This window comes from Gilliamella sp. B3817, from assembly GCF_026536705.1.
Lineage (GTDB): Bacteria > Pseudomonadota > Gammaproteobacteria > Enterobacterales > Orbaceae > Gilliamella > Gilliamella apicola_I.
Genome location: NZ_JAFNNV010000010.1, coordinates 1 through 24,781, shown reverse-complemented (window position 1 = coordinate 24,781; position 24,781 = coordinate 1). Strand labels below are relative to the sequence as shown.

The following is a 24,781-nucleotide window of genomic DNA, read 5'->3' as shown; positions in this document are numbered from 1 at the left end:
AAAAACGGATAAATGAAGTTTACATTAATGCTCACGTGTTTTTCTAAATTCAACATCCGGATAACGTTCCTGTGTTAAATTCAAATTCACCATACTTGGTGCAATGTAAGAAAGATTATCGCCACCATCCAGCGCTAAATTTTGTTCACATTTACGTTTAAATTCTTCCAATTTTTTCACATCACTACATTCTACCCAACGGGCGGTTGTGACGTTCACCGGTTCATAAATGGCTTCTACATTGTATTCCGATTTTAAGCGCGCAACCACAACATCAAATTGCAGAACACCGACCGCTCCGACAATCAAATCATTGTTAGATAAGGGTCTAAATACCTGTACAGCCCCCTCTTCTGACAACTGCACCAATCCTTTTAATAGCTGTTTTTGTTTAAGCGGATCTTTTAATCGTATCCGTCGGAACAATTCAGGCGCAAAATTAGGGATACCAACAAATTTGAAATCTTCCCCCTGCGTAAACGTATCACCGATTTGAATCGTACCATGATTGTGCAATCCAATAATATCGCCTGCATAAGCTTCTTCGACATGTTCACGATCACCTGCCATAAATGTCAAGGCATCAGAAATATTCACATCTTTGGCAATCCTCACATGGCGTAACTTCATGCCCTTTTCATACTTCCCTGACACGATACGCATAAAAGCAACTCGGTCACGATGTTTTGGATCCATATTGGCTTGAATTTTGAACACAAAGCCACTAAATTTTTCTTCTGAGGATTTCACTTCTCGCTTATCCGTTTGACGAGGTTGTGGTGTTGGCGCCCAAGCAGTTAAGCCATCAAGCATATGATCGACACCAAAATTACCTAACGCTGTACCAAAAAAGACAGGGGTTAAATCACCAGATAAAAAAGCATCCAAATCAAACTCATTTGATGCACCTTGAACCAGCTCCAGCTCTTCCCGCAATTGCAGAGCTAAATCCTCGCCCACCGCTGTATCTAATTCGTGGTTATTTAACCCTTTAATAATACGTACATCCTGAATAGTGTGACCTTTACCTGATTGATAAAGATAGGTTTCATCTTTTTTCAGATGATACACGCCTTTAAATAACTTACCACAACCAATCGGCCAAGTGATCGGTGCACATAGGATATTAAGCTCGTTTTCAACTTCGTCAAGCAGCTCCATTGGATCACGAATATCACGGTCTAACTTATTCATAAAAGTTAAAATTGGGGTATTACGTAACCGTGTCACTTCCATTAATTTACGAGTACGATCTTCCACCCCTTTAGCCGCATCAATGACCATTAAACAGCTATCCACTGCTGTCAATGTGCGATAGGTATCTTCCGAAAAGTCTTCATGCCCGGGGGTATCAAGTAAATTGACTAAACAATCATTATATGGAAATTGCATCACAGAAGTTGTGATAGAAATACCACGTTGTTTTTCCATCTCCATCCAGTCAGATTTTGCATGTTGCGCATTGGCTCCACGCCCTTTTACCGTTCCGGCAGTTTGAATTGCGTGACCGAATAACAAAACCTTTTCGGTAATCGTGGTTTTACCGGCATCGGGATGCGAAATGATAGCAAAAGTGCGACGAGCATTAACTTCGTCTAAATAAGCTTGTTCTGTCATAAAATTAACGTTCATTAACCTGTACAAAAATAATCGAGCATTTTAACAGGTATCGCTATGCATTGCCATGAATGTATTACCTGTGATTTCCCTTATTTAATTATCTCTGCATAATATCTTCACTAGCCTAGCCAATTTGTACATTTACAGTATAAAATAGCGCTGAACTACTCAAAAGTTTTATCAAAACGGAACTTTCTATGAATATTCGTGATTTGAAATTATTTTTACATTTATGTGAGACGTGTCATTTTGGTATGACAGCTAATGCTATGCATGTTAGCCCATCGACTTTATCACGGCAAATCCAACGCATGGAAGACTATTTTGGTCATCCGCTTTTTATACGTGATAATCGGCAAGTTCAAATCACCCAAGTTGGCGAAAAGGTCAAACGTTTTGCACTCCAAGTTATTAGTCAACATCAGCAATTAAAACAAGAGTTAGAATTATCCAATCAACAGCTCATTGGTGAATTAAGACTTTTTTGTTCAGTGACAGCCGCTTACAGCCATTTACCCGACATTTTAGACCAGTTTCGTATACATTACCCACTGATTGAAATTAAATTATCAACTGGCGATGCGGCAGATGCCGTTGAAAAAGTCCAGTCTAACGAGGCGGATCTCGCTATCGCAGGCAAACCGAAACAATTGCCTGCTGGTGTTGAATTTTTAAAATTTGGTGAAATTGAAATGGTTTTGTTAATACCCAAACTTAATAGTACCTTTAGTGATAAACTTCATCAAAAAAAGCCCGATTGGCATAATATCCCTTTCATTTTACCTGAGCATGGCCCAAGCCGACAACGTATTGATCTTTGGTTTAAGCAACAGAAAATTACCAGCCCTAAAATTTATGCCACCGTTGCCGGACATGAAGCCATTGTTTCAATGGTGGCATTAGGCTGCGGTGTTGCCCTATTACCGAAAGTTGTGATGGAAAACAGTCCCGAAAGAATAAGAGAGCGTATTACTGAATGGTCAACCAACTTAATGCAACCTTTTGACATAGGAATGTGTGTCCAAAAAAGGCGATTATCCGAAAAAATTATCGCGGCATTTTGGAACCTATCCAATCTAAATCATACCAAAAATTAGAAAATAATTTATAATGGATTTGTCATTCAAAAACTAACATTAACAGGATTGTTAATGTTTTTGATTGCAATGAATGATACGCAACTATTTAACAGTCTGACTATCAAAAAGGAATATTTGAAATGCAATTGCACAACTTTCACGTTAAAACATTATTATCATTATTACTTTTTAGCTCCACACTTATTCCAATTTCCTTGCACGCTCAACAAGATATTCAGACCGATTCTTCTCAAAATTACTCAATTTTAGCTCCCGACTGGCTACTTACCGAAGAAGCCATTTATTATGATGGTGATAGTGATGACCTCGTTACGGCAGGTTTAGGATTTACTACCTTATCCACGTCAATTTATACCCCACATTTCAGTGATCCGACTCAGCCAACCATTCAAGAGCTACGGCAAGCAAAACTCAATCGTTTTATCAATATCAATAATGGTGAAGGCTCCTTATTTGGATTTAGACGCCAGGAATTAAGTCCCCTTTTTGATGGCAAAATTCCGGGATTTGAAATTTTAGCAACACTAAAATTAGAACAAGAAAAGGTGGGCATGTTACTGCAAATCCCGCTTGATTTTGATAAAAATAAACCATGTATTGTTGCAGTGCCTGCGACGGATTCAGACGGGTTATATAATGCAAAAGATGTGCAAATTCGTGGTTTATGGGGACTTCGGCACAATTGTGCGGTTGTTTATAATGATAAAGGTTTAGGCAATGGTATTTATGATATTGAGCATAAGCGTGGTTATGCCATAAATGGGCAAACTCAATCTACTAATTTATTGTTCGAACCCACTATTTTCAATAGAGATAGATTTATTAAAAAATATCCAAATCGCTATGCAATAAAACAACTCCATTCACGATTAAATTCTGAAGAAAGATGGGGCGAATTTGTATTAAAATCCATTGAATTTGCTTTTTATGCCCTTAATACACAATTCCCTTCTGATTCTAAGTTTCATTTTAATAAGGATAACACAATAGTTTTAGTTTATGGTGCAAGTGATGGTGGCGGTGCAGCATTAAAAGCAGGTGAACTTGATACTGACAATGTCATTAAAGGTATCGTTGCGGTTAATCCACAAATTCAACCCAATGTTGAAAATAGCACCGTTTCCATTCAATATAATAAAAGTGCTCCTCAAAAAATCGATTATAAATCAATTGCTGATTACAGTAGTTATGCGTCCCTGTATATTCCTTGTGCTATACCTGCTATTGTAGCTAAGCACAAAACGATCACTATTCCGTTTGCCGACAAATACCTTTATTCGCAAAACCGTTGTGATGCGCTAAAAAAAGAAAACTTATTAACAAAAGGTACCCCTGAAGAAGCACTTGAAAAATTACATAGCTATGGTTGGACGCCATCAATGGATATCCAACTCCCTTATTTTTATTATAAAGAAACAATTGGATTGCCTTATCAATATATCAGTGCCTATGGTCATTTTGATGTCACCGATAGAATGTGTGGCTACTCGGTCGCAAGTACGCAACAAAATCCGATAAATTATCAAGGTAAAGTTGCTAGTTTACACGAAGTGACATTTCAACAGCTATGGTCTTTTGCAACGGGTCATTTACCGATATGGTTAACGGATGATTCAACGGCTTTAGCACTGGTTAATAATGAAGATGCCTATTCACCAAGAAGCGATTTCTTTTCGGGTTCAGATAACAAAAAAGCCATTGACTATAATGCTAAGGGCGCCATATGTTTATATAAAAAATTAACGCATCCTCGAGTTAAATTTGGCATTAATCAAGTGAGTGCATCAGCAAATTTACATGGCACAAAAACCCTTATCGTTCATGCTCGTCATAACGTTAAACAGCTACCTGATTATACTGCACGTGCTTATGTCGCATTAAATAGCCAAGTAGAAGGTAACGCCTCGCAACTGCGCTATTATGAGATTGAAAACACCAGCTACTTGGATGGCACTTATCCATTTGATAATTCGCTCTTACCAATTGATTATTATGGGGAAGATGCCATGGAATGGTTATGGTTTCATTTAACGAATCATGCCTCTTTACCTGAAAGCCAAGTTGTTCGTGCAAAAGCCAGAGGTGGTAAAATAGGTTTTGCTCCACAATTGACCGAAAATACGCTTGTCCCTATTTCGCAAACACCAAACCAAAAGGATTTAATCACGACTGAAAACGGGAAAATTATATTACCCAATTAGTATCTACGGTAATTAGCAATCCGCTTAGGACACATCCAAGTTATTAATTCACATTTGTTAAGTCTAATTTTACATTAATAACAGGTAGTCCTAGCGGTGATGATAACTAAATAGGATCAGCTATTATTAAACGACACATTTTAGGATACAAAATAAAAAACAGCGCTTCGAATTCTTTGTAGTGCTGCTTAATATCATAAATAGTCTCTTTTAATAACCATAACTTTGGTCGTCGGGTGGCCATACCATTAAGCACTTTTCCAACAAATTCAAGATTTGCGTAATTTTCTAACCATTTGCCTTGCCACATTGACTGCATAAAATGCTGATAATGTTCAGGATAGAGATGAATAAAGGGCTGAATTTGTTGTCTGGTGTATTGGTCAAATTCAGACACTGATTGACCCATGCCATAATCAGTCCAATGTTTAGATAAAAAATGATCCCATACAATATCAAGTGCAATCGGTGCGACACGTTGATGCGGTTTGATAAAGTGTGTTTTGGCTCGTTTCACTTCTGTTAAACCATCGACCATGCTATCAATTTTACGATGTAACATAATACCGTCGGCTATCGTCTTCGGATAAACGAGATAAGGATCCCCTTTAACAAAATCAGCCACACTATTGCCAATTAAGGAGCTATTAGCTAAAGTGGCAAGATGTAAATGAGCCAGAATGTTCATCTTAATTACGCGTTACTATTCACGATGTTTAAACTCCCCTTCAGCAAAACCTTGTCGCCAATAACTAATAATATGAAATGCATCGGGGGGTAAATGAGGATAATGATCTTTAAGCGCATGTCGAATTTGCTGGGCTAAATCCCGTTCCATTCCACCCCAAATAAGTAAATTATCACTATGGAAAATATTCGCTTTTTTTATTGTTTCAACAAGTTGATTTGGCTGATTAACATCTTGTATCAGCCAGTTAACATGTGTATTTAGACTATTTGGTAAAGCCATAATATCTGTTGGGTGATTAACTTCGATAAACGCTTGAACATTAACATTGTTAGGTAGGTGTTCTACGGTATAACAAATAGCTGGCACAGCCGTTATATCACCAATCAACACCAAATTTTGCTGATTAAACATGAGTTTTGCCGCTGTGCCGACAATACCTATCTGATCATTGACTTTAGCCTGCTGAGCCCAAACCGAAGCTAACCCCTCTTGATGAATGGCAAAATCAATCGTTAATTGCTGTGTCGTTTCATCATAATGACGAATACTATAACTTCGAGCCAATTGACGAATCTTGTCATTTATCAGAATTTTATTATTGTCGTCTAATTGTGGAAAAATTATCGTTCCCGTTGAAGGATCAGCAAACAATAATTTTAAATGAGGACAAATCCATAAAGGATTAACCGTCAGCTGTTTATCACAACTAAAGTTAATTCGAATAAAACTATGCGATAACCTTTCAATTCTCAATACCGTTAAAAGTGCGTTAACAATAGATGTTTGTTTTTTTCCTGTCATTATGGCTAACCTAATATTTCATTTTTAACTATCATACAGCAAAACTTAAATTTTTAGGGTATCTTTTCAATTATTGCTCAGAAACACAGACAAACACACTCCACACAATTAGGCGGAATGTGATAACAGATGATGACAGTTTAAATTAATAAGTCAGTGAACCAAACGCATTACGCCAATCTTGTTCAAATTTTACTATCGCTGCATCTACAGCTGGATCGGAGATAAATAGTTCAGCTACATCCACCGGTAAGGTAATAGATTCACATCCGGCTAACAAACAATCTAATGCTTGCCTAGGTGTGCGAAAACTTGCCGCCAATACCATGGTTTGAGGACAATGTAACGCTAACAGTTTTTGTAATTCTTGCACGGTATCTTTACTGTTGCCGCCTTGGGCATCAATTCGATTGACATAAGGCGCAATATATTTAGCCCCGGCTAGCGCACCTAATAATCCCTGCCCTGCGCCATAAACAGCAGTGCCTAAAGTAGGGATTCCTTGTTGTGTTAAAGCACTAATCGCTTTCAGTCCTTCTGCATTAACAGGAATCTTAGTGACAATATTGGGGACGACTCTTCTGAGTTGTTCTGCCTCTTTTATCATGGATGATGCATCGCTTGAAAGTACCTGTGCAAACAGTAATTTATCGGCGCCTAATAAATCATGCAGTGTCGATAATAAGGTAAAGAGTGATTGACCGGATTTTGCCACAATGCTTGGATTGGTTGTGACGCCTTTAATCGGTAAAATGGGGGCTAGACGTTTAATGGCTTCAATATCGGCGGTATCTAAATATAATTCCATGGTTAACTCCTGCTGAATGTTCAAATCATTAATCACTGTATTGGTACCATACTAAGTAATCTGTAACCGATAGCCTAGATGACAATCCTGCGATTTACTGGATATTTGTACGCTTGATAAGAAAATGTGAGTGAGATCACACTAAAAACACTTTAAGAATAATCTATTGATAAAATTAATGATTTACTTGATACTTTAAAATACTATTTGGCAGTATATAATCATGATTACGATACAAAACTAGATTTATCTACGATATTATTTTATGAAGATAGCGATATGGCGATAACGATCAATGAAGTGTTAGCAAAATGCCTTAATCATCAACAAACGAATCAGATTTATTTTGCTAATTATGCTCAATCAGCACCACTACTTGCTGATCAAGTCAGTTTACCCAGAATAGAAATCATGATAGAGGGAAAACAATCCATACAATGGGCAGACTATCAGGGAAACATTATTGAAAAAACGTTATTTCCTAGCGATCTTTTATATATCACAGCACAAAGTTGGAGCAAGCCCGCTTATACAACCCCCTTCACCACATTAAGCATCCTGTATGATAAACAACAAATTAGCATGACTATCAACCAGTGGGACGGTCAAGCACTGACATCTTATGATCAAATTAATGTGCCTAGGCGAGGAGCACGTATTGGGGCGTTTATCATTCAAGCGCTAGCTGAACTAACTTGGCAGCATCAGCCTTGCGAGCATGCTCCTACCGCTTGTCATCTTATTCAAAGCTTATTAAGTCATACCTTCGACTTACTGAATGTTGATGTCGAAACCTCAAGCAAAACAGCTAGCTTATTTGAGGCAATTCGGCAATATATTGATAGCCATTTTCGTGACGATATTACCCGAGATTTTCTCGCTAAAATGTTCTATATTTCACCCAATTATCTATCTCACCTATTCCAGCGAGAAGGTAAAATAGGTTTGAATGAATATCTTACCCATGTACGTCTGGAATATGCAAAAACTCGCCTTAGAGACTATGATTTCAATATCAAAGATATTGCCTTAGCATCAGGTTTCAAAGATAGTCACTATTTTTGTCGAATCTTCAGAAAAAAAACTGAACGTACCCCTACCGAATACCGTCGCCAATATCATAGTAAATTATTACCGATGACGGATAACAACAAAACTAGTTAACTAAATTAATGGTTGTAAAAAGTAATTTCATTTGATATAGTTTCAAATGAAATTATCTAAATAAGGTGATGTGATGGCAATCCCGATAGCAACCGTTGAAAAACTGATTGAAAAATTTAAAGCTCGTGGACTCTCTTCAAACTATGACGAGATTTTTTTAAGTCGCTTATTGCAATTTAGTACCGAAGCACTATTAGAAAATTTGAATCAAACCTACCGACATTATCAATTAGATGATAAATTATCTGCGGTTTTATTAGTGATTAACGCCTTTCACCCTGAAGGGGTAAAACCATCGAAAATCAGTGAATTAACCAATTTTACTCGCGTACAAGTTACCCGTTTTGTTGATACACTGGTGGGAAATGACTTAGTCGCCCGCCAAGCTGATCCGCATGATCGTCGCTCACATTGCTTAATTTTAACCAAAAAAGGCATCAATTTTTTTCAATATGAAATACCGCCCATTGAAAAAAAAGTGGTTCAAGCTTGGCAAGTTATTACCCAAGAAGAACGTCAACAGTTACGCACAATCTTATCTAAACTTTTAAAACATCTTGCCGAGTAAACTAAATGAGAATATCCATGAAACAAAAAGGGCTTATCGCCCTATTAATATTAATTATTATTGCAGTAATTTGGGCGATTTGGTTCATGTATAAAAGTCCTTCATCGCTGATTTTATATGGTAATGTGGATATCCGAACGGTAAACAGTAGCTTTCGTGTATCAGGACGCTTAATACAATTAAATCACGAAGAAGGAGATTCGATTAAACAAGGCGATCTATTGGCTAAACTGGATGCAAAACCTTATCAAATCGCTTTAAATAAAGCGAAAGCGAATCTAATGGTAAAGCAGGCGCAACTTGATTTAATGATAACCGGATATCGTAAAGAAGAAGTTGCCCAAGCAGCAGCACAAGTTTTACAGTACCAAGCGAGTTATGATTATGCTGAGAATAACTATCAGCGCATGGTCAAATTGATGAAATCATCATCCATTTCTAAAGATCAACTTGAAAACAGTTTAACCTTACGTAATCAAGCTAACGCTAATTTACAAACAGCAAAGCAAAAACTTGATCAACTTACTAATGGTTACCGAAAAGAAGAAATTGAAGCTGCACAAGCCACCGTGCAAGCGGCTAAAGCCGAGTTAGACCAAGCGGAACTTAACTTATCGGATACCGAACTTTATGCACCAACCGACGGCACCATTTTAACTCGAGCAGTAGAATCTGGCACAATGTTAACCGCAGGAACCCCTATTTATGCTATATCTATAGATAGACCTGTCTGGGTACGTGCTTATATTGACGAGGTCAATTTACATCAAGCCATTCCGGGTAGAACTGTCTATGTTTATACCGATTCACAGCCAGATAAACCTTATATTGGACAGATTGGTTTTGTATCGCCTACGGCCGAATTTACACCTAAAACCGTCGAAACCCCTGTATTACGTACAGATTTAGTTTACCGCTTACGTATTCAAATACGTCAAACTGGTGACGGTCAAGCGGATGATATGTTGCGCCAAGGCATGCCGGTAACGATTAAATTTGCAGAATAATCGCTATGACTAAACAAAATCGCCAGCAAATCAAACTCACTCATGTGACCAAAGTGTTTAAGCAAAAAAATCAGCAAGTCACTGTCGCACTAAAACCTTTATCGACAACAATTTTTGCACAGGGTGTGACAGGATTGGTTGGCCCTGACGGTGCAGGGAAAACAACACTATTGCGTATGCTGGCAGGCTTGCTTTCGCCAAGTGCAGGTCAAATTAATGTTGCGCAATATAATCCGACTGAAGATCGGGATCAATTGCGCGCAATTTTAGGCTATATGCCTCAAAAGTTTGGTCTTTACGAGGATTTGACGGTTATTGAAAACCTTAATTTATTTGCTGATCTGCGACATATCAAACAAGAAGAACGTCAACAAATTTTTGCCAAACTCCTAAAATTCACCGATTTAACTAAATTTACCCAACGTTTGGCGGGCAAGTTATCGGGGGGAATGAAGCAAAAGTTGGGGTTAGCATGTACTTTGCTTGGCGATCCACAAATATTATTACTTGATGAGCCAGGTGTTGGCGTGGATCCTATTTCACGCCAAGAACTTTGGCACATGGTTCATCAACTAGCCAAAGAAGGGATGTTAATTATCTGGAGCACCTCTTATCTTGATGAAGCCGAGCAATGTGAAACAATTTTACTGATGAATCAAGGTGAATTACTCTTTCAAGGTCAACCCTCATGTTTAACTGAACGTGTCAAAGATCGAGTTTACCTGCTCACTTCGCCAATTTCACATCGTCGGTTATTACAAACGGCCTTAAAACTCCCTGAAGTCAGCGACGGCGTGATTGAAGGTGATCGTATTCGCTTAATACTCAAGCCGAATCACGCCATTGAACAAGTCATAGCAAAACTTGGGACACTTAACATCACTTATCAACCTACCTTAGGACGGTTTGAAGATGCGTTTATTGATCGATTAGGCGGAATAACTCAAAAAGAATCAATATTAACTAAAATTATGCCGCAGGTTGCCGGTCTGCTAAACGATATTGTCATAGAAGCAAAAGATCTTACCCGAACTTTTGGTCATTTTATTGCAACGGATCATGTTAATTTTGCCATAAAGCGTGGTGAAATATTTGGTTTATTAGGGCCCAATGGCGCCGGCAAATCCACTACATTTAAAATGATGTGCGGTTTATTACCGATTAGTAGTGGGCAGGCATTAGTATTGGGATTTGACCTCAAAAAAAGTGTTACTCAAGTGCGAGAGCGCATTGGCTATATGGCTCAACGGTTTTCTTTATACGACAAATTAACCGTACGGCAAAATTTAAACTTCTTTTCGGGCATCTATGGCTTAATGGGCAGTGAACAAACACTGCGCATGGATGAGATGATAACCGCATTTAATTTTGAGCCGATTTTAGACAAAACACCAGAATCACTCCCCTTAGGATTCAAACAACGATTAGCTTTAGCCTGTGCATTAATGCATAAACCCGATATTGTGTTTCTTGATGAACCGACATCTGGCGTCGATCCTATCACTCGTCGTGAGTTCTGGATCCATATCAACAGTTTAGTCGAAAAAGGGGTTACGGTCATGGTCACCACTCACTTTATGGACGAAGCCGAATATTGTGATCGTATTGCTTTAATTAATGGAGGTAAGTTGATTGCTTTAGGCTCCCCCAACCAACTTAAACAATCGGTCGCAAGCAACGCCACCATGGAGCAAGCCTTTATTAAATTGGTGAACGACGCTAACTCAGGGGCAACAAAATGATATTTTCACTCTCTCGAACATTAACCCTGTGTAAAAAAGAGATGAAACAGATTATTCGTGACCCGAGCAGTTGGATTATGTCAATTATTATTCCATTAATATTACTCTTCTTATTTGGCTATGGTATTAGTTTAGATTCCAATAAAATCCGTGTTGGGGTATTAGTTGAACAAAAAAGTCAACCTGCCCATGATTTTGTCCAAGTATTAAATGGTTCCCCTTATATTGAACCCATATATCTGGATAATCGTTCAGCATTATCGGCAAAATTAAATGCTGGCGAAATTCGAGGTATGCTTATCATTCCAGTTAATTTTGCTCAACAAGTGCAAAATCGACAGGCTACTATTCAGTTAATTACCGATGGAAGTGAGCCGAATACCGCTAATTTTGTACAAGGTTATTTAACCGGCGTGTGGCAAATCTGGTTACAGCAGCGCAGTCAACAACAATTAATGAGTAGTCAACCAATGATTGACATGACTTCGCACGTTTGGTTTAACTCCGCAGCAATCAGCAAAAATTTTATTTTGCCCGGTGCAATAACCATTATTATGACGATAATTGGCTCGATATTGACGTCGTTAGTCATAGCTCGAGAATGGGAACGTGGCACAATGGAAGCATTGCTCTCTACCCCGATGACCAAGTTGGAGTTCTTATTATCTAAATTGATTCCCTATTACTTAATCGGTTTAATAGCCTTAATTATCTGTTTTATTGTCACCGTAGGCATTATGCATGTCCCTTTTCGTGGATCCTTTACGTTATTGTTACTACTCAGCAGTCTATTTTTATTGGTGATTTTGCAACTTGGCTTATTAATATCCACGCTTACGCGGAATCAATTTAATGCCGCAATGATAGCGTTAAACGCGGCCTATTTACCTGCGGTTATGCTGTCAGGTTTTGTATTTGAAATCAATAGTATGCCTGCTATCATTCAACTGGTTACTTATATCATTCCTGCACGTTACTATGTCAATATTCTACAAACCCTCTTTTTAGCGGGCGATATTTTTTCAGTCATGCTAATTAATGCAGGCTTTTTACTGATGTGTTTATTGCTGTTATTTGTGGTGATTTCCAAAAAAACCCGAATGCAATTAGATTAAGGTAAAGGAGTAATACTATGTTAAAATTTTTCAACACTATCGCCTTTTACCGCACATTAACTCTAATCAAAAAGGAGTTAGCCCTACTTTGGCAAGACAAACAGACACGCATTATCTTAATCGTGCCAGTATTGCTACAAATTTTTATCTTTCCCTTTGCTGCGACCTTGAATGTCAATAATGCGACCATTGCCGTTTATCACCCCACGATTGATAAACCGACGACGGAGTTAATCCATCGTATAGCCCATGCCAGCAGTTTTTCAAACGTATTGATATTAGATTCACAGCAAGCCATTACTGACACGATTAATCATCAAAAAGCCTTGGTGGTTGTTCAATTTCCTGCTGATTTTTCTCGCAAGTTACTGAATGGACAATCGCCACAAATCCAAATAATTTTAGACGGTCGTAAATCGAATAGTGCCCAAATTGCCGCTAACTATATTCAACAAATTATTATGCAATATCAGCAACAAAATATGAATCAAGATAAGGGCGGATTAATCGTTCGTCACCGTTATAACAGTAATTTAGACTATAAACATTTTATCTTACCTTCGCTGGTTGCACTTATTACCACCATTGGCGTTATGATCGTAACCTCGTTATCAGTAGCGAGAGAACGTGAACAAGGTACGCTTGACCAACTACGTATTTCACCTTTAATGACATGGCAAATTTTTATTGGTAAAGCGATACCGGCAATCATTGTGGCAACATTACAAGGAACAATAGTACTTATTGCCAGTATTTTTATTTATCAAATCCCGTTTCAAGGTTCGTTTATTTGGTACTATCTCTGTATGATGAGTTACGGACTCTCTTTAGTGGGATTTGGATTATTTATATCAGCACTTTGCTCAACTCAACAACAGGCCTTTATCGGTATTATTACCTTTATGGTGCCTGCTATTTTACTATCTGGTTTTATTGCGCCAATCGAAAACATGCCACTCTGCTTACAGTATTTAACTGAAATCAATCCAGTGCGTCACTTTATCGAATTGACTAAACAGATTTATTTAAAAAACGTCAATTTTTCAATCATCTGGCAAAGTCTATGGAAGCTCTATGCAATCACCATACTATTAGGCGGTATGGCTTATTATTTATTTAAAAAATATATGTGAATTTAAAGAGAGCCTCACTCAACCTTATATGTTTAAATCAAATTCTGTTTAATTTTTTGGGTTTACAATCCAATCATGACAATTCCTTTTTAATAAACTTTCAGTAAGAGAATTGAACGACCACAATCGGCAAGTATCCACCAAACCCAAAGCAAATAAACACTTACAATACTTGGCAATGGGACTTTGACAATTATCACTTGTAAAATCGTCAACAACAATTTTCAATTTTTGGGAAGATGAGCGCATCAAGAGAAGATTATCTTATCCTCTCTTGATTTGAGCGTGTTCAATATTAGCAAAACCACTTATTTAAAAAGTCTGATTGACATCCGAATGTTTATCGTCGTTAATCTAGTTTAGGATGCTGATCCACCAAATCTTGACGCTGTTCTTGCAGATTCTCGATTTGTTCGTCAATATCTTCAACTTTTTGTTCAATTGAATCAAAATGATCCGATAAAATTTCTTTTGCTTCTCGACGATTTGAAGCGGCTGGTGTGGCGCCTCTTAATGGTTGATTTGCGGTTTCTCGCATTTTTAAACCAGTGACTAATCCAACAATTGCTACAACCATCAAATAGTATGCAGGCATATATAAGTTATTGGTTTCTTCGACAAGCCAAGCTGCCACTGTTGGGGTTGCTCCGGCAATTAATACCGAGATATTAAAAGCGATAGCTAACGCACTAAACCGGATATTGGTAGGAAAAATAGCGGGTAAAATAGATGCCATCACACCTGTAAAGCAATTAAGTAGAATGGCAAGTATTAGTAATCCCAAAAAGATTAAACCAATATTATCACTATTAATCATCATAAAGGCCGGATAAGCAAGAATAAGTAACCCCACACTACCGCCAATAATAAAGGGTTTTCGCCCAATTTTATCACTTATTAAGCCAATCATAGGTTGAACAAATAGCATACCAATCATTATCGCAATAATCAGTAATACACCATGATCGGAATGATAATTTAAATCGTGCGATAAATAACTTGGCATATACGTCAGCAACATATAATAGGTAACATTGGTCACGATCACTAAGCCCACGCAGACCATAAAACTCTTCCAATATTGGGTTAAAATCTGTTTTAACGTAATTTTAGTTGGTTTTTCAGACCGTTGTTCATTAGACTCAGATTGTTGCTGAAAAGTGGGCGTTTCCTCAAGCGCATGACGCAAATACAGACCAATTACCCCTAAAGGTAACGCAAAAAAGAACGGGATACGCCATCCCCAATCTCGAAATTTGGCATCACCTAATAAAGTAGATAAAATGACAACCAACCCTGCCCCAATTAAAAAGCCTGCAATTGACCCAAAATCCAGCCAACTCCCCATAAATCCTCGTTTACGATCAGGCGAATATTCAGCCACAAAGGTTGCCGCTCCAGAATATTCACCACCAATTGAAAATCCTTGTGCTAATTTTGCCAGTAACAATAAGATTGGTGCGGTAATCCCAATAGTTGCATAAGAAGGAATTAAGCCAATACAAAAGGTACTTAACGACATAATCACAATTGTCATAGACAGCACCTTTTGCCGTCCTAATTTGTCACCTAATAAACCAAACACCACACCGCCCAATGGACGCACTAAAAAAGGGACTGAAAAAGTGGCTAACGCAGCGACAACTTGAACACTGGGCGATGCATTTGAAAAGAACACCTGCCCTAATATATAGGCTAAGAAACCATAAACACCAAAATCAAACCACTCCATCGCATTACCGAGTGCAGCAGCCGTAATGGCTTTTTTAAGCTTACTATCATCAATAATGGTAATATCATTAATATTCAAAGGTTTTGTAATTGACTTTTTTGCCTTCTTCATAAAAAACCGCCTATTTTCATGCAAATTATGGAATAAGTTGAATACAATTTTGATAAAGACTTGCTATAGTGCTTTAGTGACAACAAATGGTTTATTGATTACTTAAATTTTGAAGATATACAAGGAACAGAAAAAGAATTAAACGATTTATCGTTATTACTATCAATCAATTAAGTTTGATAATTACGTTTAGTTTGACAAAAAATAGGCTTTAATTATAGCAACATAAGATCAGGTTGTAAAATTACAACCAATCTGATAGTTGAAAGTTTCACGTCAATATATTCGACACAATTCTGGTTAAATTTTTTTAAAATAGCTGTTCTACTCTTTTCTAAATCGTTCACCTGTAACAAATTTAACTTTACCTAGTATCCCATGAAATAATCCTTTAAAATGACGTTACTAAAACTGATGAGGTAATTCCTATGCGCTGGAGAGACCAAAGAGAGAGTGATAATATTGAAGATCGCCGCTCACAATCAGGAAGTGAATTAGGAACGCGAATTCCTATTGGTGGTAAAGGTAGAGTTGTTCTATTCATTGTTGTTTTAATCGCCGGCTATTATGGCGTTGATTTAACGGGTTTACTCAATTCTGATGTTATTGATCTTAATAGCACTCCACAAAACAGCGCTGAGTATGCGATTGATGATCCGCAAGCAGCGAAATTTACGTCGGTCATTTTAGCCAGCACCGAAGATTATTGGAGCCAGGAATTTAAACGTCTCGGCAAAACTTATATCCCACCCAAATTAGTTCTTTATACAGGTTCAACGCAAACCTCTTGCGGTACCGGTCAAACCTTTATGGGACCGTTTTATTGCAGTATTGATCAAACGGTTTATCTGGACACTTCTTTCTATCAAGAGATGAAACAGCGACTAGGCGGTGGCGGTGATTTTGCGCAAGGTTATGTCATTGCCCATGAAATCGGTCACCATGTGCAAAATCTACTCGGCACATTTAATCAACTAAAACAATTTAAACAATATTCCGATGTTAGCGATAATCAATTATCAGTAAGATTAGAATTGCAAGCCGATTGCTATGCAGGGTTATGGGGAAATGCAGTTCAAAAACAGAACTTACTTGAAGTTGGTGATATCGAGCAAGCACTGAACACAACCGAAGCCATTGGTGATGATCGCCTACAACGACAACGTGATGGCTATGTAGTACCCGATAGTTTTACTCATGGCACGTCGAAACAACGTTACGCTTGGTTTAAAAGAGGGTTTGATAGTGGTTCAATTGAACAATGTGACACTTTTACTGAGTAACGAACAATATAAGGAAACAAAATGGATGTCAAATTAGTGAATCGTATTTTATTAGTGAATGATGACGGCATCGATGCCCAAGGTATCAAAATATTAAAAAATGTGGCGGAAAAACTGGCTCATGAAGTTTGGGTAGTGGCGCCAATTATAGATCAAAGCGGCGTTTCTTGTTCCGTCAGTTTAAAAGCCCCATTCAGAGTCTCTAAACGTTCTCATACCGAATACGCCGTTTATGGTACGCCAGCAGATTGCATGTTATTTGCATTAAAACATCTAATGACAGACCAATTACCTGATTTAGTCTTATCCGGTATTAATAATGGGTCTAATGTTGGCTTTGAAACGATTTTATCGGGTACCGTTGGGGCAGCCATAATGGCGATGACCCTTGGCGTACCGGCAATGGCATTAAGCCAAGTGAGCAGTGAAGATAATCAACCGACAAATTGGCATTGTGCCATTCACCATGCTGAAAACGTCATTCGAAAATTGCATGGGTTATCAATGCCTAAGAACATCTGTTTTAATGTCAATTTTCCAGATTGTAATGCTGATCAAATAAAAGGATATAAACTCACCAAACAAGGGGAACCGGATGTAAGCGAACTGATACTCACCCCGACTAAAGATCCAGAAGGACATGACTATTTTTGGTTCAGAGCTAAACGAAATCAAACCGCTTGCCATGAAGACAAAGAACTGGATATAGCAAACAGTGGCTACGTTGCAATCACGCCTATGAGTTATGAAAGAACACATTATCCTAGTCTTAACACATTGCAAAATGCGTTAAATTTTGACTAATGCTTAATGCGTACGTCTTTCCTATATCGAAAGACGTACAAAGACTATTAAGGATTTGATTTTGATTCGTTAACAAAAGCACAAAACAGGAAAGAAACCGTCACCATAATTAAAGCGATCCAATATATCATTTCATGTCCAAATGCTTTAGAGACGAAACCTTGAATCAGACCGGCAATGATAACGCTACACGTTATACCATTATTAAAAAGCGTTGAAGCAACGCCCATTCGGGTAGGAAGAAGATCTTGGAAATAGATAATTCCAATATTCGCCACAATACCGATGAAAAGTGCATTAAAAATTTGCAATGAAAATAGTGCTACTTCATTTTTGAACAGGATGATGCCAATATAAAACAGAACACCACAGCCAATTGCAATAAAAAATAGATTACGTTTTCCTAAATAAGGTACTAAAAAACCGGCAATTAGCATAACCGGAATTTCGATTCCTGCAGCAAGTCCCATTAACTGACCCGGCAAGGAATCCGACAGATGTAAACTCGATTTTATATATAATGGCATATCGATGATATACATCATATTCGCCGTCCACATAAATACGGTTGATAAAAATAAAAAAACCACATTTTTATTTTGGAATAACGGTTGATTTATCTCCTGCTGATTCATAGCTTGAGTTTGCTGTGTAGCCGGATTTTTTTCGACTGAAGGCAAAAAAATGGCAACAAAGATCATCGCAACAAAAAACATCCCCATTGCACTTAGATACATGGTAGTAAAACCATACTCAATCGCTAGAGTAAATGACAAAGGTGGACCAATAACCCAAGCCAATGAAAGTTGAGCTCGAATAAGTGAGTTAAATGCCACAACATTACGACCCGTTTTAACCGCATACTCTCGTGCTAACGCAAAAATTTGTGGCATTGCCGCTGAGGATAATGCCGCAAATAACACGCCCAACGTAATCAAAAAGACATAGTGCCGAGAAAAGGCAAAAACCAGACTATTGAAAACCCCCATTAAACAACAGAATATGACAATGAGTCGTCTGTCCCCTTTTTTATCCGAATATTTCGCCAATAAGAAACTCCCCACAATACTGGCAATCGCGTTGACTGAATAAAAAAGACCGACAAGAATGGGATCAACATTGACTTCATCAGTTAAAAAACGACTTAATGTCGGAGATTGTAAAGCGCCTGCGATTCCGATAATGAAAGTAGTAACAAGAAAAGCAGTAAAAATTACCCCTTTTAATTGTCGAAAAGATGAAGTACTCGGCATAGTGATTTCCTGTATATAGAATGAAATAATTATATACTGAAAATAAGCATAACAAAAAACATGTTAAGCATACGGGTTTAATCCCGCATGACTTGTTTTCAATCCTTTTTAATTAATACAAACCAAACCTTGACAAATATCATTAAAAAAATGATTTATTTTTAATGATACAAGCGTACAATAAAAATCATCAACTAGCCGAGGTAACGTTATGTTATATAATAACAAATCCACTCATCAGCACGCTGATCATCACTGCCATGATAGCTGCCAAAACATCACACATAATCATGCACATAATTCACTTCATGCCCGTAATATTAATAAAAACCATCAATCCAATCTGGGACGTGAAAATCATGATCATATTGAAACGCAAACCAATGATCTTGATCCTCCACCCGATGAACCTGACCAGCAAAGCCCAACTGTCAAATTAACATGGAAAATTCAAGGCATGGATTGTGCGCATTGCGCCCAAAAAATTGAAAATGGAATCAAAACGTTACCCGATATCAATCAAATAAAAATGACGTTTTCAACTGGAAAACTCATGGTATTTGTGCCCAACAAAAATAAAGAAATTATCAAACTCATTGAAGATAAAGTGGTTGAATTAGGTTATACCCCTATTTTTGAATCTTCGCCACATCATCATCATGAGCATTCACACAGTTTGGATAAAAAAGCGCTACTGCCTTTAGTGACGCTGGGTATCTTAATTGTAATAAGTTATATCATCCTGTTAATCAATCATGATATAGGTAAGTATGCCTTCATTGTTACGGCTATTATTGGCATCATTCCAATAGCCAAAGAAGCCATCACATTAACCCGTAGCGGCACTCCTTTTGCCATTGAAACGCTAATGAGTATTTCGGCTATTGGTGCGCTATTTATCGGTGCCGCAGAAGAAGCCACCATGGTGATTTTTTTGTTTATGATTGGCGAAATGCTTGAAGGGATTGCCAGCAATAAAGCTAAAAAAGGGATTTCCTCACTGGTTGAATTAATGCCAGAAGAAACCGTGATTGTTGTTGACGGAAATCGAAAAACGGTGGCAAGTCACAGTCTTAAACCGGACGATATTATCGAAATATCATCAGGCGGTCGATTACCGGCAGATGTGATCTTAATCAGTGAGCAAGCCAGCATTGATGAAAGCGCACTAACAGGGGAATCGATTCCAGTCAACTATTTATATGGTGATAAAATTTTAGCTGGCTCACTAGTAGTAGATAACACCATTCAATTAAAAGTTGTCTCAGAAACAGGACAAAACGCTGTTGACCGTATTTTACAACTTATTGAAGATGCTGAAGAACGCAAAGCACCGATAGAGCGATTTATTGATCGATTTAGTCGCTATTATACCCCTGCTATTGCCCTATTATCGCTATTAGTAATGGTTATTCCGCCTCTATTGATTCAGACTGATTGGTACACATGGATTTATCGTGGATTAACGTTATTACTAATAGGTTGTCCATGTGCGTTAGTGATTTCAACACCGGCTGTTATTACTTCTGCGTTATCGAGTGCGGCTAAATATGGTGTTTTAATTAAAGGCGGTGCAGCCCTAGAACATATAGGTTCAATCAAAATGATTGCTTTTGATAAAACCGGAACCCTGACCGAAGGCAAACCTCAAGTTACCGATGTTATCAATCGTGACATCACAACCGAACACTTGTTAACTGTTGTTGCTGCGGTGGAAAGTGGCTCACATCATCCGTTAGCCAAAGCTATCCTTGACTATGCTAAACAAAATAAGATTGTTTTTACTGAAGCCAATAATCGTAAAGCGATTGCTGGGGTCGGTATTCAAGGGGATATCAATCAAGAGACTTTTTACGTTGTAGCTCCGAATAGGCTCGATACCCTTTCAACCCAATTAACAAAAGAAGATACACAGCTTATACAACAGCTAGAAACTGAAGGGAAAACGGTTGTCGTTGTGGTATCTCATCAAAAATTACTGGGTATCATTGCTTTGCAAGATGTACTTCGCCAAGATGCGGTCAGTGCACTCAATCAACTTCATCAATTAGGCTTAAAAACCTTGATGTTAACAGGCGATAATGAACGAGCAGCCAAAGCTATTGCCCAACGACTCAATATTGATTACCGAGCGGAACTTTTACCGGCCGATAAATTAAATGAAATTGAAAAAATAAGAACCACAACCGCTATTGCCATGGTTGGCGATGGTATTAATGACTCCCCTGCCATGAAAGCCGCTACTGTAGGTATTGCAATGGGTAGCGGAACAGATGTCGCACTCGAAACAGCCGATTCGGCTTTAACCAAAAATAGTTTATTGAGTTTACCAAAATTGATACGTTTAACGCGCTTTGCTAACCGTAATATCAAACAGAATATTACAATTGCTTTAGGCATTAAGTTGATATTTTTAATTACTAGCCTTTTTGGTATTACAGGACTTTGGCTCGCCGTATTAGCAGATTCGGGAACAACAGCGATTGTCACAGCCAATGCATTAAGATTGCTTAAACTTAAAAAATAAGGATTATAAACGACAAGTTGCAGAAACGCCATTGTCAAAAAATGAGTTTTTAGACGTTTTAAAACCATATGGCATCTATCTACGCCCACCAAGCAGGGATTTTCACAAAATGCCTGCTTGGAACTATTTAAGAATAAAGGAAACCTTACCGATTATCCATATTTGTTCGCATGCGAACAGTTTATCCCTATGTGTATAGGGAACACTGTAATCCCGACCACGCGCCGGCGTCCGAGCCCGGTTTATCCCTATGTGTATAGGGAACACTGCACCTCTAGCGGTGATTGTAAACGCAATTACGGTTTATCCCTATGTGTTTAGGGAACACTAGTACTTTTAATTTCCATTAGTTATTTACTCCGGTTTATCCCTATGTGTATAGGGAACACTAAATAATTGGCAAATTCATGTATTCCAGTAACGGTTTATCCCTATGTGTATAGGGAACACCAGCAATTAACGAGTTAATTGATGAGCACGGTCGGTTTATCCCTATGTGTATAGGGAACACGGCGGGTATTTATCGTTCACAGGGCGTGAAAGCGGTTTATCCCTATGTGTATAGGGAACACCAAATTATCTGCTAACACAATTAGTGCGATTTGGTTTATCCCTATGCGTATAGGGAACACAGCTGCCACTCCTCGGGTAATTGGCGTCATGTCGGTTTATCCCTATGCGTATAGGGAACACTATCTGCTCGATTTTTGTTTGGCTGTAATCCTCGGTTTATCCCTATGCGTATAGGGAACACTTTAGCAATTAGATTTTTACGCAAAGCTATGGCCGGTTTATCCCTATGCGTATAGGGAACACGATCGCAACGTGGTGGAACACGTTACAATCGACGGTTTATCCCTATGCGTATAGGGAACACAATATGATGAGCTAAAAAAAGAATATGAACATCTGGTTTATCCCTATGCGTATAGGGAACACGAACGATCATCACTCGCAATTAAATCAGACTCCGGTTTATCCCTATGCGTATAGGGAACACAGCTTATAAAATTCTTAGATGGGATTTAATTTCGGTTTATCCCTATGCGTATAGGGAACACACTACGAAAAAACCCTTATCCAGACTACAATTCGGTTTATCCCTATGCGTATAGGGAACACAAATAGATTGAAGCATCAGTTAGACCCCATTGCGGTTTATCCCTATGCGTATAGGGAACACTAATCTAACAACTGGTACACAAGCGACGCCGTCTGGTTTATCCCTATGCGTATAGGGAACACTAATTATAACCTATTGTTTATTAATTAAAATAGGGAGGTGTAAAATTCCACCGATTTTTTGTTGTTTTTTTAGGCGATTTAGTTTAATACACATTAGGAATGTAATTTTATAATTATCATATACTTACTTGCAATCATGGAGTTTTTTTAACGGAAACTCTTTTGCAATTTTTACTGCGCACCGAGCAATTCTTGAGAACAAGATAACATGTTACTTTTTCGCTAGATGATTTTAACGAACGACTTTATATTGCTCTTACCTTTAGCTTCTTGTTTTATTCGGCTTTATGCCGAATGTTATAACCATTAATTCGCAGACTGACGTTATAACAATAGTTAGAAGTTTGATAACAGAAGAAATAATTAGGAGTTTGAACAAAGCGTTAATTTTTAGATCTTTGAAAATGATGGCTATCCCTATACATTTAAGGAACACGATAATTTTAAAGATAGCCCTATTTGAGGGGAACGATTTATCCCTATGTGCATAGGGAACACGCACATCTAAGAATTTCGGCGTTTAATTCTATTCGGTTTATCCCTACGTGTATATAGGGAACACCGCCTGAGCCTCGCTTAGATTTTCTTTTAGCCACGGTTTATCCCTGTGTATACAGGGAACACTACGCTATGTATGGTAATGCATACTGATCTAACGGTTTATCCCTGTGTATACAGGGAACACTGGCGCAATTTTCTATTTTGTAATGTTGTGAGCGGTTTATCCCTGTGTATACAGGGAACACTTCAATCTGTGCTTCTTTATTATTCCATATTCCGGTTTATCCCTGTGTATACAGGGAACACGCAACAAGTAGCGGTGATTATAAAAACCTCGATGCGGTTTATCCCTGTGTATACAGGGAACACCGAAATACACCAGCTAATAACCAATAAATGCCCGGTTTATCCCTGTGTATACAGGGAACACATCACGCACACTAATCATTGCGTCAACGAAATCGGTTTATCCCTGTGTATACAGGGAACACGACGTCCTTGTCTGGAACAGGTTCTTTTAACACGGTTTATCCCTGTGTATACAGGGAACACTTTCATTTCCATCTACAATCACAATAATCGGGCGGTTTATCCCTGTGTATACAGGGAACACATCGCGTCTTTTCCAACTGTGAATTGTGTTTGCGGTTTATCCCTGTGTATACAGGGAACACGCGTTGGCAACAGTCTCGATCGCCTCGGTCGTCGGTTTATCCCTGTGTATACAGGGAACACATAGATTTAGAAAATTGCAGTAAATGAATATGCGGTTTATCCCTGTGTATACAGGGAACACCCTAATTATAACCTATTGTTTATTAATTAAAATAGCAAAGTGTAAAATTCCACCAACTTTTTTGTTGTTTTTTTAGGCGATCTCTTTGTTAGCTATCTAAAATAGAATTAAATATTTATCATATAGTTAGTTACTTTCCAAATGCTATTTTAGGCATTTCATCTTTTTACAACTTTCTTGCGCACCAGCCTATTTTTGCCTACAGCCTGACTTGTCTTGTTTCGTTAATTGGTCATGACTAATTGCCATGTATCATCTTCCTTTTGTGCCCTCGCCTTATTTTTACTTAACTAATGGGCTATCGCATTAATTCACTAAGCAAATCTAAGCGATAAATAATCAGTTAGTGTTTAAAAGTATGTTCAATAATTTTATGGATGAAGAGGTTGTTCTTTAGCAACTAAATGCACGGGCGCTATATTTTCAATCGTTTAAAAATTAACAATTGATGATTAAACCGAACATAAAGAAATTATACCCAGATTAAAAGAGCTAGAAATAAATTCATTATTCTGACTTTTATCGGTTATTGCTTGTGCAACACCATTTGATTAATGATTTATAATTAGAATTTGTTTG

General features: G+C 37.9%; 17 protein-coding genes and 2 CRISPR repeat arrays. Of the genes, 11 read left to right on the top strand and 6 right to left on the bottom strand.

What is annotated here, in order from left to right:
- Positions 1-24: 24 nt before the first annotated feature.
- Positions 25-1,617 carry a peptide chain release factor 3 gene (gene prfC, locus J3U36_RS10165; protein WP_267377786.1) on the bottom strand — a complete coding sequence of 531 codons (1,593 nt, stop codon included), beginning with the start codon at positions 1,615-1,617 and terminating at the stop codon, positions 25-27.
- A gap of 200 nt (positions 1,618-1,817) precedes the next feature.
- On the opposite strand from prfC, the gene ilvY reads away from it, so the two are divergent.
- Positions 1,818-2,717: an HTH-type transcriptional activator IlvY gene (ilvY, locus tag J3U36_RS10160; RefSeq protein ID WP_267352206.1), complete on the top strand. Its 900-nt coding sequence runs from the start codon at positions 1,818-1,820 to the stop codon at positions 2,715-2,717.
- Positions 2,718-2,839: 122 nt separating this feature from the next.
- Positions 2,840-4,921: a 3-hydroxybutyrate oligomer hydrolase family protein gene (locus J3U36_RS10155; protein WP_267377784.1), complete on the top strand. Its 2,082-nt coding sequence runs from the start codon at positions 2,840-2,842 to the stop codon at positions 4,919-4,921.
- 106 nt (positions 4,922-5,027) lie between these two features.
- Here the strand turns inward: J3U36_RS10155 and J3U36_RS10150 are convergent, their stop codons facing one another.
- From J3U36_RS10150 to fsa, 3 genes are all read right to left on the bottom strand, one after another.
- The gene (locus J3U36_RS10150; RefSeq protein WP_267377782.1) at positions 5,028-5,609 is read right to left on the bottom strand and encodes an ACP phosphodiesterase; all 582 of its coding nucleotides are present in this window, start codon (positions 5,607-5,609) and stop codon (positions 5,028-5,030) included.
- A gap of 15 nt (positions 5,610-5,624) precedes the next feature.
- On the bottom strand, positions 5,625-6,413 hold the full coding sequence (locus J3U36_RS10145) for a siderophore-interacting protein (RefSeq protein ID WP_267377780.1): 789 nt from the start codon (positions 6,411-6,413) through the stop codon (positions 5,625-5,627).
- A gap of 145 nt (positions 6,414-6,558) precedes the next feature.
- The gene (gene fsa, locus J3U36_RS10140) at positions 6,559-7,221 is read right to left on the bottom strand and encodes a fructose-6-phosphate aldolase (protein ID WP_267377778.1); all 663 of its coding nucleotides are present in this window, start codon (positions 7,219-7,221) and stop codon (positions 6,559-6,561) included.
- Between the two features lie 279 nt (positions 7,222-7,500).
- Here fsa and J3U36_RS10135 point away from each other — a divergent pair, with 279 nt between their 5' ends.
- The 6 genes from J3U36_RS10135 to J3U36_RS10110 all read left to right on the top strand — a co-directional run bounded on the left by J3U36_RS10135 (position 7,501) and on the right by J3U36_RS10110 (position 13,950).
- Entirely contained in the window at positions 7,501-8,385 is an 885-nt protein-coding gene (locus J3U36_RS10135; protein ID WP_267377776.1) for a helix-turn-helix domain-containing protein, read from the top strand.
- Between the two features lie 73 nt (positions 8,386-8,458).
- Positions 8,459-8,953 carry a MarR family winged helix-turn-helix transcriptional regulator gene (locus J3U36_RS10130; RefSeq protein ID WP_267377774.1) on the top strand — a complete coding sequence of 165 codons (495 nt, stop codon included), beginning with the start codon at positions 8,459-8,461 and terminating at the stop codon, positions 8,951-8,953.
- 17 nt (positions 8,954-8,970) lie between these two features.
- Positions 8,971-9,960 (top strand): secretion protein HlyD, encoded by a 990-nt coding sequence (gene hlyD, locus J3U36_RS10125; RefSeq protein WP_267377772.1) that lies wholly within the window; start codon positions 8,971-8,973, stop codon positions 9,958-9,960.
- Positions 9,961-9,965: 5 nt separating this feature from the next.
- On the top strand, positions 9,966-11,702 hold the full coding sequence (locus tag J3U36_RS10120) for an ATP-binding cassette domain-containing protein (protein WP_267377770.1): 1,737 nt from the start codon (positions 9,966-9,968) through the stop codon (positions 11,700-11,702).
- Complete coding sequence (locus J3U36_RS10115) at positions 11,699-12,817, top strand: ABC transporter permease (RefSeq protein WP_267377768.1); 1,119 nt, start codon at positions 11,699-11,701, stop codon at positions 12,815-12,817. The genes J3U36_RS10120 and J3U36_RS10115 overlap by 4 nt, the downstream gene beginning before the upstream one ends.
- Positions 12,818-12,834: 17 nt before the next feature.
- Positions 12,835-13,950: an ABC transporter permease gene (locus J3U36_RS10110; protein ID WP_267377766.1), complete on the top strand. Its 1,116-nt coding sequence runs from the start codon at positions 12,835-12,837 to the stop codon at positions 13,948-13,950.
- A 349-nt stretch (positions 13,951-14,299) separates the two neighbouring features.
- On the opposite strand, the gene proP is transcribed toward J3U36_RS10110, so the two are convergent.
- Positions 14,300-15,793, bottom strand: a complete 1,494-nt coding sequence (gene proP, locus J3U36_RS10105) for a glycine betaine/L-proline transporter ProP (RefSeq protein ID WP_220215338.1) — start codon at positions 15,791-15,793, stop codon at positions 14,300-14,302.
- A gap of 428 nt (positions 15,794-16,221) precedes the next feature.
- Between proP and J3U36_RS10100 the strand changes: the two genes are divergently transcribed.
- A complete protein-coding gene (locus tag J3U36_RS10100; protein ID WP_267377762.1) occupies positions 16,222-17,076 on the top strand; it encodes a neutral zinc metallopeptidase in 855 nt (284 codons plus the stop codon).
- 21 nt (positions 17,077-17,097) lie between these two features.
- Positions 17,098-17,880 carry a 5'/3'-nucleotidase SurE gene (gene surE, locus J3U36_RS10095; RefSeq protein ID WP_267377760.1) on the top strand — a complete coding sequence of 261 codons (783 nt, stop codon included), beginning with the start codon at positions 17,098-17,100 and terminating at the stop codon, positions 17,878-17,880.
- A gap of 47 nt (positions 17,881-17,927) precedes the next feature.
- Here surE and J3U36_RS10090 read toward each other — a convergent pair whose 3' ends face one another.
- Positions 17,928-19,133: an MFS transporter gene (locus J3U36_RS10090; protein WP_267377759.1), complete on the bottom strand. Its 1,206-nt coding sequence runs from the start codon at positions 19,131-19,133 to the stop codon at positions 17,928-17,930.
- A gap of 211 nt (positions 19,134-19,344) precedes the next feature.
- Here J3U36_RS10090 and J3U36_RS10085 point away from each other — a divergent pair, with 211 nt between their 5' ends.
- Positions 19,345-21,660, top strand: coding sequence for a zinc/cadmium/mercury/lead-transporting ATPase (locus tag J3U36_RS10085; protein ID WP_267377755.1), 2,316 nt, complete (start codon positions 19,345-19,347; stop codon positions 21,658-21,660).
- A 177-nt stretch (positions 21,661-21,837) separates the two neighbouring features.
- Positions 21,838-22,905: a CRISPR direct-repeat array (repeat unit 29 nt).
- A 594-nt stretch (positions 22,906-23,499) separates the two neighbouring features.
- A CRISPR array of direct repeats spans positions 23,500-24,202; the repeat unit is 29 nt; unit sequence CGGTTTATCCCTGTGTATACAGGGAACAC.
- Positions 24,203-24,781: the final 579 nt, after the last annotated feature.

Excerpts from the sequence above, each read along its gene's own strand:
- prfC (WP_267377786.1), bottom strand. The coding sequence starts at position 1,617 with ATGACAGAACAAGCTTATTTAGACGAAGTTAATGCTCGTCGCACTTTT.
- ilvY (WP_267352206.1), top strand. The coding sequence starts at position 1,818 with ATGAATATTCGTGATTTGAAATTATTTTTACATTTATGTGAGACGTGT.
- J3U36_RS10155 (WP_267377784.1), top strand. The coding sequence starts at position 2,840 with ATGCAATTGCACAACTTTCACGTTAAAACATTATTATCATTATTACTT.
- J3U36_RS10150 (WP_267377782.1), bottom strand. The coding sequence starts at position 5,609 with ATGAACATTCTGGCTCATTTACATCTTGCCACTTTAGCTAATAGCTCC.
- J3U36_RS10145 (WP_267377780.1), bottom strand. The coding sequence starts at position 6,413 with ATGACAGGAAAAAAACAAACATCTATTGTTAACGCACTTTTAACGGTA.
- fsa (WP_267377778.1), bottom strand. The coding sequence starts at position 7,221 with ATGGAATTATATTTAGATACCGCCGATATTGAAGCCATTAAACGTCTA.
- J3U36_RS10135 (WP_267377776.1), top strand. The coding sequence starts at position 7,501 with ATGGCGATAACGATCAATGAAGTGTTAGCAAAATGCCTTAATCATCAA.
- J3U36_RS10130 (WP_267377774.1), top strand. The coding sequence starts at position 8,459 with ATGGCAATCCCGATAGCAACCGTTGAAAAACTGATTGAAAAATTTAAA.
- hlyD (WP_267377772.1), top strand. The coding sequence starts at position 8,971 with ATGAAACAAAAAGGGCTTATCGCCCTATTAATATTAATTATTATTGCA.
- J3U36_RS10120 (WP_267377770.1), top strand. The coding sequence starts at position 9,966 with ATGACTAAACAAAATCGCCAGCAAATCAAACTCACTCATGTGACCAAA.
- J3U36_RS10115 (WP_267377768.1), top strand. The coding sequence starts at position 11,699 with ATGATATTTTCACTCTCTCGAACATTAACCCTGTGTAAAAAAGAGATG.
- J3U36_RS10110 (WP_267377766.1), top strand. The coding sequence starts at position 12,835 with ATGTTAAAATTTTTCAACACTATCGCCTTTTACCGCACATTAACTCTA.
- proP (WP_220215338.1), bottom strand. The coding sequence starts at position 15,793 with ATGAAGAAGGCAAAAAAGTCAATTACAAAACCTTTGAATATTAATGAT.
- J3U36_RS10100 (WP_267377762.1), top strand. The coding sequence starts at position 16,222 with ATGCGCTGGAGAGACCAAAGAGAGAGTGATAATATTGAAGATCGCCGC.
- surE (WP_267377760.1), top strand. The coding sequence starts at position 17,098 with ATGGATGTCAAATTAGTGAATCGTATTTTATTAGTGAATGATGACGGC.
- J3U36_RS10090 (WP_267377759.1), bottom strand. The coding sequence starts at position 19,133 with ATGCCGAGTACTTCATCTTTTCGACAATTAAAAGGGGTAATTTTTACT.
- J3U36_RS10085 (WP_267377755.1), top strand. The coding sequence starts at position 19,345 with ATGTTATATAATAACAAATCCACTCATCAGCACGCTGATCATCACTGC.